We start from the raw sequence: 13,549 nt of genomic DNA on the forward strand, positions 1-13,549 counted from the left end.
GGGCCGGTCACGGGGCCGGTCACGAGGTGAGGGCCTCGACGACCGTCTCCTGCAGGTAGCCCACCCACTCGTAGATGTCGTGCGCCTGGGCGCGCGGGTCGTCGTCGGGCAGCGAGTGCCAGTAGTGCTCGTCCCCGGCCTCCACGCCGAGCCGGGTGGCGAGCGCGAGCCGGATGTCGGTGAACGCGCGCATCCACGCCTCGGCCTCGGCGTGGGTGAGCTCGACGTCGATGACGAGGCCGTCCTCCGTCAGCTCCGGCGGGAGCCCGGCGTCCTCGAGCGTGTCGATGATCGACCCCGCCGCCGAGGCCTTGCCGTCGCGCAGCCCGCTCTCGGTGAAGCGGCGGAAGTCGGCGGCCGACTCCTCGTCGTGGGGGTAGGCGGTCGGGAAGAGCCGCGCGAGCACGGGGTCCTCGGGGATGGTGGTGGCACCGGAGAACTCGGCCGTCATCGCGTCGAACGCGTCGGCGGTGGGTGCCGCCGGCTCGGCGCGCTCGTTGCGCAGGAGCTCGACCATCTGCGAGGCGAGGGAGCGCAGGAGATCGGCCTCGAAGCCGGTGAAGGTGGCGATCACGCGGCCGGACCTGCGGTGTCGTTCGAAGCCGCTCACCTCAGGATGCCTTCTCCATCGTCGCCCAGAGTCCGTACTCGTGCATGGCCTGCACGTCGCGCTCCATCTCCTCGCGCGTGCCCGTCGAGACCACCGACTTGCCCTCGGTGTGCACCTCGAGCATCAGCTTCTCGGCCTTGGCCTTGTCGTAGCCGAAGTACTTCTGGAACACGTAGGCGACGTAGGACATCAGGTTGACCGGGTCGTCCCACACGAGGGTCACCCACGGCTTGGACAGGAAGGTGATCTCATCGGGGGTGACGGTCGGCTCGACCTCTACGGGACTGGCGGCTGACACGAGTCCATCGTGGCACAGTGTCGGTCGTGACGAGCCCACCCCGTAGGTCATCGGCGCTCCTGACGGACCACTACGAGCTGACCATGGTCCAGGCCGCGCGGCAGTCCGGCACGGCCGACCGCCGGGCGGTCTTCGAGCTGTTCCCGCGGCGGCTCCCGCCGGGTCGCCGCTACGGCGTCGTGGCCGGGGTCGGGAGGGCGCTGGATGCCATCGAGGACTTCCGCTTCGACGCTGCCGCCCTGACGGCGCTCGAGGGGGTCGTCGACCCCGACATGCTCGACTGGCTCGGCTCCTACCGCTTCTCCGGCGACGTGTGGGGCTACGCCGAGGGCGAGGCCTACTTCCCCTACTCGCCGCTGGTGGTGGTCGAGGGGACCTTCGCCGAGGCCGTCCTCCTGGAGACGGTCCTGCTGTCCGTCTACAACCACGACTCGGCGATCGCCTCGGCCGCGTCCCGGATGACGCTGGCGGCCGGGGACCGCCCGTGCATCGAGATGGGGTCGCGCCGCACCCACGAGGAGGCCGCGGTGGCGGCTGCGCGGGCGGCGTACGTCGCCGGCTTCGACGCCTCCAGCAACCTGGCCGCCCGCGCCCGCTACGGGGTGCCGTCCACCGGCACCGCCGCCCACTCCTTCACGCTGCTGCACGACGCCGAGTCGGACGCCTTCCGTGCCCAGGTGCAGACCCTCGGCGTGGGCACGACGCTGCTGGTCGACACCTACGACGTCGCCGAGGCCGTACGCCTCGCGGTGGAGGTCGCCGGCACCGGCCTCGGGGCGGTCCGTCTCGACTCCGGGGACCTGGGCGAGGTGGCGCGCGAGGTGCGCGCCCAGCTCGACGGCCTCGGGGCGAGCGCCACCCGCATCGTGGTGACCAGCGACCTCGACGAGCACGCCATCGCCGCCCTCGCGGCGGAGCCGGTCGACGCCTACGGTGTGGGGACCCAGCTGGTCACCGGCTCGGGCCACCCGACGTGCGGCTTCGTCTACAAGCTGGTGGCGCGCGAGGACGCGGGTGGCGAGCTGGTGTCGGTGGCGAAGAAGTCGACGGACAAGCAGTCCATCGGCGGCCGGAAGTACGCACTGCGCCGGCGTGGCCCGAGCGGGGTCGCGGAGGCCGAGGTGGTGGGGATCGGCGCGCCGCCGGAGGACGACGGTGACGACCGCGCCCTGCTCGTCCCGCTCGTGCGTGACGGCGAGGTCGTCGGCCGCGCGACGCTCGATGAGGCCCGGACCCGCCACCGTGCGTCGGTCGCCGAGCTGCCCCGCTCCGTGACGATGATGTCGGCCGGCGAGCCCGTGATCCCGACGGTGCACCTGGGACCCTGACCGGCTGGGGCGACCTTTTCCCGATGCCCCGCGGCCCGTCGGCTGTCATCATGCCGACATGGGTCTCGTCGCGCGCGACGCCGAGCTCGAGATGATCGCCGAGGTGCTCGACCGCGAGCCGACCTCGGTGCGGGCGCTGGTGCTCGAGGGCGAGCCGGGCGTCGGCAAGACCAGCCTGTGGGAGCAGGGCCTGGCGGGGGGCCGGGACCGCGGGATGCGGGTGCTGGCGGCGCGGGGCAGCGCGTCCGAGACCGGCCTCCCCTTCGCGGGGCTGATCGACCTCCTCGACGAGGTCGCCGTGGACGAGCTCACGGCGGTCCCCCCGCCTCAGCTGCACGCGCTGGAGGTGGCGCTCTACCGGGCCGAGCCCGGCGAGCAGCCGGCCACCGAGCAGGTGGTCTCGCTCGCGCTCCTCTCCGCCCTGCGCTCCCTGTCCCGCGAGCAGCACCTCCTCGTGGCCGTCGACGACCTGCAGTGGCTCGACCCGTCGTCGCAGGCCGCGCTCGCCTACGCGGCGCGCCGGCTGCAGGACCGCGTCACCGTCCTCCTCGCCCGTCGCCCCGGCCCTCGCAGCGGGGTCGAGGGCGCGTTCCGCGACGAGCGGGTCGACCGGCTCGTGGTGCGGGCGACGACCCTCGGCGGCACCCGGCAGATCCTCGCGACCCGGCTGGGCCTGCGACTCCCCCACCACCTGCTCCGTCGCGTCTACGACACGACGCTGGGCAACCCGCTCTTCGCCCTCGAGGTCGGCCGGCTGCTGGCAGGCCGCGACCCGGCGACGCTCGGCGAGGGACTGCCCGTGCCCGACGCGGTCGAGGACCTCCTCGGCCTGCGCGTCGCCGACCTGGAACCCGCCACCCGCCGGCTGCTGCTCGCGCTCGCGCTCGACGCCGACCTGCGCGTCGCGCAGGTGCGCGACCTCGCCGGCCCGGACGCGCTCGAGCACGCGTCCGCGACGGGCGTCGTCGACGTCGACGGCGACCGGGTCCGCCCGGCGCACCCGCTGCTGGCCGAGGCCGCCCGGCGCGCCGCGACCGCCGACGACGTACGACGTCTCCACGCCGACCTCGCCGCCGTGGTCTCCGACGACCAGCGCCGCGTGCTGCACCTCGCCCTCGCCGCCACCGAGCCCGACCCGGTGCTCGCGGCCCGGCTCGACGGGGCGGTCGCGCGCGCGACCGCGCGCGGCGCGATCCGGCTGGCCGCCGACCTGGCCGGGCACGCCCTGCGCCTCACCCCGCCCGGCGACGCCGACGCGGGACGGGTGATGCTGCTGGCCAAGCTGCTGCAGATGGCCGGGGAGAAGCAGCGCCTGACCGACCTCCTCGCCCCTCGCGCGGCGAGCCTCCCCGAGCGGGCCGACCGGGTGCGCGCTCACGTGCTCCTCACCGGCGGCGTGGTGCACGGCAACGACGACATCCTCGCGCTCCTCCAGCGCGCCCTCGACGAGGCCGGCGACGACGCCGCCCTGCGCCTGCGCGTGCTGTGCCACCTCGCCGAGAACGAGGCAGTCATCGAGGTCCGCAACGTCGTCGTCGCCGACGCTCGGGCCGCCGAGGCCGTGGTGGCGTCGGCCTCCGGCTCCGCGGGCGGCCAGCGGCTCGCCCTCTACACCCGCGTGTGGACCTCCGCGTTGCGCGGGCGCCCCCTCGACGACCTCCTCGAGCGCTACGAGGTGCTCGCGTGCGAGTCGTCGTACCTCGCCCGCACGCCGGGGCGGGTGGCCGGCCAGCAGCACGTGTGGCGCGGGGAGCCGGGGCCCGCGCGGGAGCGGTTCGAGTCGTTCCGCTCGCTCGCCGCCGACCGCGGGGAGCCCAGCCCGTACGCGCTGGCTCGGCTCCACCTCTGCGAGCTCGAGCTGCGCCTGGGCCGGTGGGACGACGCCGCGGAGCTCCTCGACGAGTGGGCCGCCTCGCTCGACAGCAGCCTGCTCCACTGGCCGATGTACGAGCGGTGCCGGAGCCTGCTCGCCGCGGGCCGGGGCGACGCCGCCGGTGCACGCGAGTGGGGCGAGCGAGCGATCGCGCAGGCCGAGGAGACCGGGATCCGCTGGGACTGGCTGGAGGCGACGCGCGCGCTCGGCGTGGCGGCCCTGCTGGACCACCGCCCCGAGGAGGCGGTCCGACACCTCCGCACCGTGTGGGCCCACACGCGCGACCAGGGGGTGCTCGACCCCGGCGCCTTCCCCGCCGCCCCCGACCTCGTCGAGGCTCTCGTCGAGACCGGCGACGTGGGCGACGCGTGCACGGTCGTCGACGCGCTGCACGAGACCGCCGACCTGCAGGACCACACGTGGGCCCGGCTCACCGCGGGGCGCGGAGCCGCGACGGTCGCCCTCGCGGGCGCGTGGTCCGACGACGAGGCGCGGGCGCTGGTCGGCGTCGCCACGGCGTACGACGAGCGCGGGCTCGCGGCCGAGGCGGCGAGGACCTGGCTCGCGCTCGGCCGGGCCCAGCGACGCGCGCGCAAGTGGGGCGCCGCCCGCGACTCCCTCGAGCGCGCGGTGCGGCTCTTCGAGGAGCAGGGCGCGCCCGGTTGGGCCGATGCCGCGCGCGCCGACCTCGAGCGGGTGGGCGCCCGCCGCCCCAGCACCCCCGGGCGCCTCACCACCACCGAGCGCCGGGTGGCCGACCTCGCCGTGCAGGGACTGGCCAACAAGGAGATCGCCCGGACGCTGGTCGTCACCGTCAGCACGGTCGAGTTCCACCTCCGCAACGCCTACACCAAGCTCGGCATCCGGTCGCGGATGGAGCTCGCGCCGCGCCTGGCGGAGCTCGACGACACCGCCACCTGAGCCGTACCGAGGCTGTCAACTGGGGTTGTTCCCGGGGTCATTTCCTCGGGTCTTCCGCAGTTTCGGCACCCCGTCCGGGGCGAGCACCGTGGAGTCATGGCCGAGTACCTCGTCGAGCTCTACGTCTCACAGGGCGACCACGCCGTCGCGCGGCACCACGTCGCGGTGGCGGAGCAGGCCGGCGCCGACCTGGCCCGGGAGGGCCGGGCGGTGCGCTACCTGCAGTCGTTCTTCGTCCCCGAGGACGAGACGTGCTTCCTGCTCTACGAGGCCGACTCGGTCGACCTGGTCACCGAGGCGGTGGGGCGGGCCGGCCTCCGGCTCGAGCACGTCTCGGCGGCCACCACGTCCGTCGCCGGCGCACAGGAGTCGCCGGACGGCACCACGAAAGGAACCAGCATGACCAGCACCACCACCAGCACCACCGGCACCCCTGACCTCTCCGAGCTCCGTGACAAGCAGCAGAAGGTCTGGAGCAGCGGCGACTACAACAAGATCGCCGCCCTGACGGTCCCGGTCTCCGAGCACCTCGTCGACCACGTCGGGGTCAGTCCGACCGACCGGGTGCTCGACGTCGCGACCGGCACGGGCCACGTCGCCCTCGCCGCCGCACGCCGGTCGGCCGAGTCGGTCGGCATCGACTACGTTCCCGAGCTCCTCGAGATCGCTCGGCGCCGAGCGGAGGCCGAGGACCTCGTCGTCGAGCTGGCCGAGGCCGACGCGGAGCACCTGCCCTACGAGGACGCCTCGTTCGACGTCGTGATGTCCGCCATCGGCGTCATGTTCGCCGCCGACCACGACGCGGCCGCCCGCGAGCTGGTCCGCGTGACGCGCTCCGGCGGACGCATCGGCATCGCGAGCTGGACCCCCGAGGGGTTCGTCGGCGGGATGCTGCGCACCGTCGGTGCGCACGTGTCGCCGCCGCCGGGCGCGCAGCCCGCCACCCGGTGGGGCACGGAGGAGGTCGTCGCCGGCCTGCTGGGCGAGGGCGTCAGCGACGTCCGCTCGGAGACCGCGAAGGTCACCCAGCGCTTCACCGACGCCGGGGCGTTCGCCGACCTGTTCCTCACCTACTACGGACCCACCTTCGCGGCAGCCAGCCGGCTGGACGACCAGGGGCGCGCCGCGCTCCGGGCCGACCTCGTCGCGCTCGCCGAGTCGCACGACCGTGGTGAGGGCGACGGCCTGGTCGTCGACTGGGAGTACCGCATCGTCACGGCGACCCGCCGCTGACGCCGGGGCCCGGGGTGCCCGCGGCAGCCCTCCCGCCACCCTCTCTCCGGGCGGCGGGAGGGCTGCTCCTGCGTCCTCGCACCGCTAGCCTCGACGCATGGCCCGAGCCCTGATCGTCGTCGACGTCCAGAACGACTTCTGCGAGGGCGGCTCGCTGCCCGTCCCGGGCGGCGCCAGCGTGGCGGCGGGCATCAACGACCTGCTGCACCGCTGGCACTCGCAGGCCGACGACGCACCGGCGTACGACGTCGTCGTCGCCACGAAGGACCACCACGTCGACCCGGGGTCGCACTGGTCGCTCAAGCCCGACTTCGTCGACTCGTGGCCGGTGCACTGCAAGGTCGGCACCGAGGGGGCGGCGTTCCATCCCAACCTCGACCCGCAGCCCTTCGACGAGGTGTTCTACAAGGGCGAGCACGAGGCGGCCTACAGCGGCTTCGAGGGGCGTACGTCGTCCGGGGACCCGCTGACCGACTGGCTGCGGGCCCGGCAGGTGGAGGAGGTCGACGTGTGCGGCATCGCCACCGATCACTGCGTGCGCGCCACGGCGCTCGACAGCGCGGGCGCGGGGTTCACCACCCGGGTGCTGACCGCGCTGTGTGCCGGCGTGGCCGAGGAGTCCACGGCCGCCGCGATCACCGAGCTGGCCGGAGCCGGCGTCGAGATCGCCTGACCGCCCACCCGGTCCTGCTGGTCAGCACCACTTCTCGGTGACGGTCCGCAGCACCTTGACGGTGCGCGCGGTGCCCTTCCCGAGCGCCGTCAGCTCCTTCGACGCGAGCAGCTTGGAGGTGTGGATGTCGCCGTCGAGCAGGACGTACGCGGCGCGGCCGTCGACCACGACGGTCTCGCCCTCGTGCTCGAGCGCGTGGGCGGCCTCGACCGCGGCGGCGCTCGGAGCGGCGGAGTAGAGGGTGACGTAGTGCTGGCCGGACGGGTCGTGCTCGGCGTGCAGCTCCTCGGCCCGCGCGGTGAGCGCGGCGAGGTCCTTCGTGGTGAAGACGACCGTCGGGACCTCGAACCCGGCCGCGGCGGCGTACGCCTCCTCGAGCGCGGCCTGCACCTTCGCCACCGAGCGTGCCGGGTGGGTCAGCCGGACGTTGCCGGTGTTGATGTAGGTCTCCACGTCGCGGCCGCCCGCCGCCTCGGTCGCGGCCTTGATGGCGTCCTTGGGGAACTTCCGCTTCGCGCCGAGGTTGATGGCGCGCAGGAAGGCGACGTAGGTGGGCACACCGGGAGTATGCCTGCCCGGGGCAGCGGTCGGACGGGTCTAGGGTGGGACTCATGAAGACTCGAGCTCTCGCCACCGTCGTCAGCGCCGCGGCGCTCGCCCTCACTGTCGGCGGGTGCGCCAAGGACGACACGTCCACGACCACCGAGTCGGGCATCGAGCTGGTCAAGGACGGCACCCTGACGATCTGCACCCACCTCCCCTACGAGCCCTTCGAGTTCACCGAGGGCGGCGAGGTCGTCGGCTTCGACCCGGACGTGCTGGCGATCGCCGCCGAGAACGAAGGCCTCGAGACCGAGGTCCTCGACGTCGCGTGGGAGACGATCACGACGGGCGAGGCCCTCAACACCGGGCAGTGCGACGTGGGGGCCGGTGCCATGACGATCAACGACGAGCGCGCCGCGGTCATGGACTTCACCGACCCCTACTTCGAGGCCACGCAGGCCCTGATGACCAAGACCGGCTCGGGCATCACCTCGCTCGAGGACCTGGCCGGCAAGAAGATCGCGGTCCAGGACGGCACGACCGGCGCCGACTACGTGCGGGAGAACGCCCCCGAGGACGCGGAGATCATCTCCTTCGAGGACTCCTCCCTGATGCAGCAGGCAGTCCGGACCGGCAAGACCGACGCCGGCGTCAACGACAACGGCCTGCTCAACTACTTCGTCAGCCAGAACGACGACGTCGAGGTGGTCACCGAGTTCGAGACGGGCGAGGAGTACGGCTTCTCGGTGAAGAAGGGCGGCAACGACGAGCTGCTCGCCGCCATCAACGAGGGCATCGCGAGCGAGGAGTACGACGCGGTCTACGAGAAGTGGTTCGGCACCGCCCCCACCGAGTGACGCCTCCCCAGCCCCTCCCGACCAAGGTGATGTGAGCCCATGGCGAGTCCCCGTCAGCGTGCAGCCCGGTGGCGCTACGTCCAGTACGCCGTGCTGGTGGTCGTGCTCCTGGCCATCGCGCTCATCGCCGACTGGGAGCAGATCCAGCGGGCGTTCTGGAACTGGGAGCTGGTCAAGGAGCAGTTCCCCGACGTCATCACCATCGCGCTCAAGAACACGATCATCTACACCGCGTGCGGCTTCACGTTCGGGCTCCTGCTCGGGCTGGTGCTGGCGCTCATGCGCCTGTCGAGCGTGGGGCCCTACCGGTGGATCGCGACCGGCATCATCGAGCTGTTCCGAGGGCTGCCCGCGCTGGTCGTCTTCATCGCGCTCAGCGTGGGCTTCAACCTCGCCTTCCCCCGCTACGAGATCCCCTTCGGCAACCTGGGGGTCGTCACCCTCGCCCTCGGCCTCGTCGGCGGCGCCTACATGGCGGAGACCATCCGGGCCGGCATCCAGGCGGTGCCGAAGGGGCAGATGGAGGCTGCTCGGTCGCTCGGCATGTCGCACAGCAGGGCCATGATCAGCGTGGTCGTGCCGCAGGCGTTCCGGATCATCCTCCCGCCGTTGACCAACGAGCTGATCCTGCTGACGAAGGACTCCTCGCTCGTCTACATCCTGGGCCTGTCGCTGTCGGGCTACGAGCTCACCAAGTTCGGCCGCGAGGGCATGAACTCCTCCTCGAACCTCACCCCGATCATCGTGATCGGCCTGTGCTACCTGCTGATCACGGTGCCGCTGTCGATCGTCGTACGCCGCATGGAGAGCCGCGCGGAGAGGGCCCGCTGATGACCACCCACCCCACCGACCGCACGGCCGACCGGGCCGCAGCAGCGATCGACGTGCAGGACCTGCACAAGTACTTCGGCGACAACGAGGTGCTCAAGGGCATCGACTTCCACGTCGGTCAGGGGCAGGTCGTCTGCGTCATCGGGCCTTCTGGCTCCGGCAAGTCGACGCTGCTGCGCTGCGTGAACATGCTGGAGACCCCCACCAGCGGCCGCATCTTCGTGGAGGGTGACGAGATCACCGATCCCGACGCCGACGTCGACAAGCTCCGGTCCCGCATCGGGATGGTCTTCCAGCAGTTCAACCTCTTCCCGCACATGACGGTGCTGCGCAACCTCACCATCGCGCAGCGGAAGGTCAAGGGTCGTGGCAAGGCCGAGGCTGTCGAGATCGCTCGCGCCAACCTGGCGAAGGTGGGGCTGTCCGAGAAGGAGTCGGCCTACCCCGCCCACCTCTCGGGAGGGCAGTCGCAGCGCGCCGCGATCGCCCGGGCGCTGTCGATGAGCCCCGACATGATGCTCTTCGACGAGCCCACCTCGGCTCTCGACCCGGAGCTGGTCGGCGACGTGCTCGCGGTCATGAAGGACCTGGCGTCCGAGGGCATGACCATGATGGTCGTCACCCACGAGATGGGCTTCGCGCGCGAGGTGGGCGACAACCTCGTCTTCATGGACGGCGGAGTGATCGTCGAGGAGGGCGACCCGCGCCAGGTGCTCGCCGACCCCCGCCACGAGCGGACGCAGTCGTTCCTGTCGAAGGTGCTCTAGGACCCGACGCGGTCGTCCAGCGCGTGCCTCAGCCGGTCAGCCGCGCTTGCACTGGCTGGGCGGGGTGACGGCGGGGTCGAAGACGTACTTGGGCGGCGTGATGCTCGCACCGTCCTGCGACTCCTTCATCGTCATGGCCCACCAGCCCGCCCTGCGGGTGTCGATGGCGGCGAGCTCCTCCTCGGGGAGGGCGTTCCACATGTTCAGCACGTCCACGCCCACCTCGATCAGGTGCCCGTGCGGAGTGACGACCGCCCTGGCCTCGATGTCGTCGAGGGACGCCGGCACCGAGGGGAAGAGACCGCGTGGCATGCCGGTCAGCACCGCCTTGGCGGGCACCCCGACGGCGACGCCGTCGCCGGCGAGCTTGACCGCGCGGGCCGCGGTGACGGGCCAGGTCGGGTCGAGGTCGGTCGGCAGCGCCCAGCTGCGCCCCTCCTCGTCGTCGGTGATGTCGGCCCAGCAGTCGGCGGCGTTGGGGCCCCAGACCTCGCTGTTGAAGTACGTGCGGCCCGCGACGACGAGGTAGTCGACCTGCTGGACGTCACCGCCGATCGCGGAGTCCATCGACAGCTCGCTGTAGCCGGTCGACGGGCTGTACCGGCCGTCGAGGTCGAAGATGCGCTTGCCGCCGTTGTCGGGGTTCTTGGTGAGCAGCTGGCCGTGCCACTCCACGATGCCCATCTTGGCGACCTGGCCGTTCAGCGCCTTGAGCTTGTCGCCCTCCAGCACGAAGTCGTCGCCCTGGGTGGCGGCGGCCTCGCCGGAGCCTCCGCAGGCGTTGAGGGTGAGCACCAGACCGACGCAGAGGGCGGACGCCCACGTTGCGCTCCGACGACGTGCCACTGGGGTTTCCCCGATCAGGTCGTGACGAGCTCCGTGCTCGATCTCGCTCGGAGCCTAGGTCCGGCTCCTGTGGCTGTCAGGGGAATCACCACATCTTGTCCGAGCGGCGGCGGACCGGGCTCAGCCGGACATCCAGCCGCGTGCCGCACCCACCACCGCGTCGGTGAGGTCGTCGACCAGCGCGGACCCGAGCCGCCAGTGCTGCCAGAACAGCGGCACCTCGGGCCGCCGCCCCGGCACCAGCTCGACGAGGTCACCACGGTCGAGCTCGACGACGACGTCGGACTCCGGCAGGAGCCCCCATCCCATGCCCACCCGGATCGCGCGGTCGAACTCGCGCACCGACGGCAGGTAGGTCACCGGCGGCGCGAGGTGGCGACGGGTCACCCGGCGGATGAAGTCGTGCTGCAGCGAGTCGTTGCGGTCGAAGGCCACGATCGGCGCCTCGCCGAGCGACCCGGACCCCACACCGTCGGCGAAGTGGCGGGCGTGGAAGTCGCGGGTGGCGACCGCGGCGTACCTGAGCCGGCCGAGGCGCACCACCCGGCAGCCCGGCACCGGCTTGGGCTCACCGGTGATCGCCGCCACCACCTCTCCGCGACGCAGCCGCTCCGCGGTGCGGGTGTGGTCCTCCCGCACCACCTCGAAGACCACGCGGTGCCGCGACTGCACCTCGGCGAGGGCGTCGACGAACCATCCGTAGAGCGCGTCCGCGTTGACCGCGATCGGCAGCGAGGCGTACGACGTCCCGGTCGCGTCGGGCTCCTCGACGAGCTCGGCGACGGCCTCCCGCTCCAGGAGCTCGGTCTGCGTGGCGAGGCGGACCAGCACCAGACCGGCCTCGGTGGGCTCCAGCGGCTTGATCCGGTGCAGCAGGACGCGGCCGATCCTGGTCTCGAGCGCCTTGATCCGCTGGCTCACCGCGGAGGGCGTGACGTGCAGCTCGCGGGCGGCGGCCTCGAAGGTACCGAGCCGCACGGCGACGGCGAGTGTGCGCAGGGCCACAGGGTCGAGCTGGGTGATGCCTTTCATACTTAGACATCCTAATGATTGCTCAGAATCCTTCGCTGGATTGAACGCCATGCGCGACCTAGCGTTGCCCTCATGTTCCAGGTTGCTCTCACCGGTCTGCTCACCGGACTCGCCCTCATCGTCGCCATCGGCGCGCAGAACGCGTTCCTCCTGCGTCAGGGGATCCGCGGCGAGCACGTCCTGCCGATCGTGCTGACCTGCCTCGTCTCGGACGTCGTCGCGATCACCGCGGGCGTGGCCGGCCTGGGCGTCGTGCTCGAGCGGTGGCCCGGCGTCCTGCCCGTGGCCCAGGTGCTCGGCGGCCTCTACCTGATCGCCTTCGGCGTGCACGCGGCGATGCGAGCGTGGCGACCGGCGGCGCTCGAGGCGGGTGAGTCGACGTCGCTCACCGCCGGCCGGGCGGTGCTGCTCACCCTCGCCCTGACCTGGCTCAACCCGCACTTCTACCTCGATGCCGTGCTCATGCTCGGCACGGTCGCCAACAGCTTCGGCACCGACCGCTGGTGGTTCCTGACCGGCACCCTCGTCGCGAGCGTGCTGTGGTTCTTCGGCCTGGGCTACGGCGCCCGCCTGCTGCGCGGCCTCTTCGCCCGCCCCGGCGCCTGGCGCGTCCTGGACTCGGCGATCGCGGTGGTGATGGGCACCCTCGGCGTGGGACTCCTCGCGCACTGAGCCGACGCGATGCCCCCGGCCTCGCCGAGGCGGAGAGCGAGCTCGTGGGCGTCCTGGCCTAGTCGCCCGCGAGGCGGCTGCCCCGCTCGGCCAGCGCCTCGCGCAGCCGGCTGATCGCCATGGGACCGACGCCGTGCATCGCCGCCAGGTCGGCGGCGCTGTGGCCCGCGACCTGCTCCAGCGTCGTCACCCCGACCTCCCGCAGCGCGCGCGTGGCGGGTGCGCCGATGTTCCTCGGCAGCGGCGTCCCCGTCTCCCGGGGTGCGCGCTCGCGCGGCGCCTGAAGACCGGCGTCGACGACCGCCTCGCCGCGCGGGGAGAGCAGGTAGCCGATGGCGAGCGACTCGGTGAGGCCGAGCTCCTTGAGCTTGCGCACGTCCTTCTTGAAGTCCGCCGTCTCGCGCCCCACCCGGGCGGCCAGGTCGGGTGCGCGCACGGTCGGGTTGAGGTCGATCAGGTCGAGCGTCTCCCGCGTCCACGCGCCGTACGCCGACGCGGCGTCGAGGCGGTCGAGCCGGGCGTTGATCGTCGCGATCTCGTCGGCGTCGGGCACCGCGGCCCGCAGCGCCTCGCGCGGGTCGGGACCGGCGTACGCCAACCCGATCCGCCAGGCGGGCTCCTCCGAGCGCGCCGACAGCGCCTTCTTGAGCGCCCCCAGCGAGGGCGCACCGGCACGGCGGGCGTCGTCCGCGCGCAGGCTCGACACGCTGACCTGCTCCAGGCTCGTCACCTCGATCACCCCGACGCCCGTACGCATCCGGGTGCCGACGACCACCCGCGGCTTCGCCCACCGACGGAACGCCAGGTCGACCGTGCCGGCCTTGATCGCGGCCAGCTCGGCCGGTCGGATCATCATGCGCCTCAGCCTAGGGCCGACGCCGAGCGGTGAGTGAGGGGCATTTCCGCGCCCGAGGAATCCCCTCCACACACCGCCCGCCGGCGCGTCGTACCCCGACACGCAGGCAGCGGTGGCTGAGGAGGGTTCCGCGGGGCTGAACTCCTCCTCACGCACCGCTCGAGCGCCGAACACGCGCCGAGCGGTGAGTGAGACAGGTTTCCAGGCAG

At 72.6% G+C, this 13,549-nt stretch carries 14 protein-coding genes; 8 read left to right on the forward strand and 6 right to left on the reverse strand.

Translation table 11 applies throughout. From position 1 onward, the window contains the following. Window positions 1-19 precede the first annotated feature (19 nt). A complete protein-coding gene (locus ACFQW6_RS01270) occupies window positions 20-610 on the reverse strand; it encodes a DUF2017 domain-containing protein (RefSeq protein ID WP_378540372.1) in 591 nt (196 codons plus the stop codon). 1 nt (window position 611) lies between these two features. Further along, window positions 612-908, reverse strand: coding sequence for an ATP-dependent Clp protease adapter ClpS (gene clpS / locus ACFQW6_RS01275; RefSeq protein ID WP_378540373.1), 297 nt, complete (start codon window positions 906-908; stop codon window positions 612-614). 26 nt (window positions 909-934) lie between these two features. Here clpS and ACFQW6_RS01280 point away from each other — a divergent pair, with 26 nt between their 5' ends. The 4 genes from ACFQW6_RS01280 to ACFQW6_RS01295 all read left to right on the forward strand — a co-directional run bounded on the left by ACFQW6_RS01280 (window position 935) and on the right by ACFQW6_RS01295 (window position 6,936). Further along, window positions 935-2,236, forward strand: a complete 1,302-nt coding sequence (locus ACFQW6_RS01280; protein WP_378540374.1) for a nicotinate phosphoribosyltransferase — start codon at window positions 935-937, stop codon at window positions 2,234-2,236. A 58-nt stretch (window positions 2,237-2,294) separates the two neighbouring features. Next, window positions 2,295-5,030, forward strand: a complete 2,736-nt coding sequence (locus ACFQW6_RS01285) for an AAA family ATPase (protein WP_378540375.1) — start codon at window positions 2,295-2,297, stop codon at window positions 5,028-5,030. A gap of 96 nt (window positions 5,031-5,126) precedes the next feature. Beyond that, entirely contained in the window at window positions 5,127-6,263 is a 1,137-nt protein-coding gene (locus tag ACFQW6_RS01290; protein ID WP_378540376.1) for a methyltransferase domain-containing protein, read from the forward strand. Between the two features lie 97 nt (window positions 6,264-6,360). After that, on the forward strand, window positions 6,361-6,936 hold the full coding sequence (locus ACFQW6_RS01295) for a nicotinamidase (protein ID WP_378540377.1): 576 nt from the start codon (window positions 6,361-6,363) through the stop codon (window positions 6,934-6,936). Between the two features lie 21 nt (window positions 6,937-6,957). Here ACFQW6_RS01295 and ACFQW6_RS01300 read toward each other — a convergent pair whose 3' ends face one another. Continuing rightward, a complete protein-coding gene (locus ACFQW6_RS01300; protein ID WP_378540378.1) occupies window positions 6,958-7,494 on the reverse strand; it encodes a DUF1697 domain-containing protein in 537 nt (178 codons plus the stop codon). Window positions 7,495-7,547: 53 nt separating this feature from the next. Between ACFQW6_RS01300 and ACFQW6_RS01305 the strand changes: the two genes are divergently transcribed. Genes ACFQW6_RS01305 through ACFQW6_RS01315 form a run of 3 tightly spaced genes read left to right on the forward strand, consistent with a single transcriptional unit; the run spans window position 7,548 to window position 9,934 of the window. Further along, window positions 7,548-8,336, forward strand: a complete 789-nt coding sequence (locus ACFQW6_RS01305) for a transporter substrate-binding domain-containing protein (protein WP_378540379.1) — start codon at window positions 7,548-7,550, stop codon at window positions 8,334-8,336. A 39-nt stretch (window positions 8,337-8,375) separates the two neighbouring features. Further along, window positions 8,376-9,167, forward strand: a complete 792-nt coding sequence (locus ACFQW6_RS01310) for an amino acid ABC transporter permease (RefSeq protein ID WP_378540380.1) — start codon at window positions 8,376-8,378, stop codon at window positions 9,165-9,167. Continuing rightward, window positions 9,167-9,934: an amino acid ABC transporter ATP-binding protein gene (locus ACFQW6_RS01315; protein ID WP_378540381.1), complete on the forward strand. Its 768-nt coding sequence runs from the start codon at window positions 9,167-9,169 to the stop codon at window positions 9,932-9,934. The genes ACFQW6_RS01310 and ACFQW6_RS01315 overlap by 1 nt, the downstream gene beginning before the upstream one ends. A gap of 36 nt (window positions 9,935-9,970) precedes the next feature. Here the strand turns inward: ACFQW6_RS01315 and ACFQW6_RS01320 are convergent, their stop codons facing one another. Both ACFQW6_RS01320 and ACFQW6_RS01325 read right to left on the reverse strand, forming a co-directional pair. After that, entirely contained in the window at window positions 9,971-10,729 is a 759-nt protein-coding gene (locus ACFQW6_RS01320; RefSeq protein WP_378540382.1) for a hypothetical protein, read from the reverse strand. 171 nt (window positions 10,730-10,900) lie between these two features. Next, window positions 10,901-11,812 carry a LysR family transcriptional regulator ArgP gene (locus tag ACFQW6_RS01325; RefSeq protein ID WP_378540383.1) on the reverse strand — a complete coding sequence of 304 codons (912 nt, stop codon included), beginning with the start codon at window positions 11,810-11,812 and terminating at the stop codon, window positions 10,901-10,903. A 72-nt stretch (window positions 11,813-11,884) separates the two neighbouring features. Between ACFQW6_RS01325 and ACFQW6_RS01330 the strand changes: the two genes are divergently transcribed. Continuing rightward, window positions 11,885-12,484, forward strand: a complete 600-nt coding sequence (locus tag ACFQW6_RS01330; RefSeq protein WP_378540384.1) for a LysE/ArgO family amino acid transporter — start codon at window positions 11,885-11,887, stop codon at window positions 12,482-12,484. 58 nt (window positions 12,485-12,542) lie between these two features. Here ACFQW6_RS01330 and ACFQW6_RS01335 read toward each other — a convergent pair whose 3' ends face one another. Continuing rightward, the gene (locus tag ACFQW6_RS01335; RefSeq protein WP_378540385.1) at window positions 12,543-13,340 is read right to left on the reverse strand and encodes a hypothetical protein; all 798 of its coding nucleotides are present in this window, start codon (window positions 13,338-13,340) and stop codon (window positions 12,543-12,545) included. Between the last annotated feature and the right edge of the window lie 209 nt (window positions 13,341-13,549).

The organism is Nocardioides sp. GCM10028917 (assembly GCF_042666175.1).
GTDB lineage: Bacteria > Actinomycetota > Actinomycetes > Propionibacteriales > Nocardioidaceae > Nocardioides.

What these genes read in the sequence shown, in the direction of transcription:
- ACFQW6_RS01285 (WP_378540375.1), top strand. Translation starts at nt 2,295, where the DNA reads ATGGGTCTCGTCGCGCGCGACGCCGAGCTCGAGATGATCGCCGAGGTG.
- ACFQW6_RS01290 (WP_378540376.1), top strand. Translation starts at nt 5,127, where the DNA reads ATGGCCGAGTACCTCGTCGAGCTCTACGTCTCACAGGGCGACCACGCC.
- ACFQW6_RS01295 (WP_378540377.1), top strand. Translation starts at nt 6,361, where the DNA reads ATGGCCCGAGCCCTGATCGTCGTCGACGTCCAGAACGACTTCTGCGAG.
- ACFQW6_RS01305 (WP_378540379.1), top strand. Translation starts at nt 7,548, where the DNA reads ATGAAGACTCGAGCTCTCGCCACCGTCGTCAGCGCCGCGGCGCTCGCC.
- ACFQW6_RS01310 (WP_378540380.1), top strand. Translation starts at nt 8,376, where the DNA reads ATGGCGAGTCCCCGTCAGCGTGCAGCCCGGTGGCGCTACGTCCAGTAC.
- ACFQW6_RS01315 (WP_378540381.1), top strand. Translation starts at nt 9,167, where the DNA reads ATGACCACCCACCCCACCGACCGCACGGCCGACCGGGCCGCAGCAGCG.
- ACFQW6_RS01325 (WP_378540383.1), bottom strand. Translation starts at nt 11,812, where the DNA reads ATGAAAGGCATCACCCAGCTCGACCCTGTGGCCCTGCGCACACTCGCC.
- ACFQW6_RS01330 (WP_378540384.1), top strand. Translation starts at nt 11,885, where the DNA reads ATGTTCCAGGTTGCTCTCACCGGTCTGCTCACCGGACTCGCCCTCATC.
- ACFQW6_RS01335 (WP_378540385.1), bottom strand. Translation starts at nt 13,340, where the DNA reads ATGATGATCCGACCGGCCGAGCTGGCCGCGATCAAGGCCGGCACGGTC.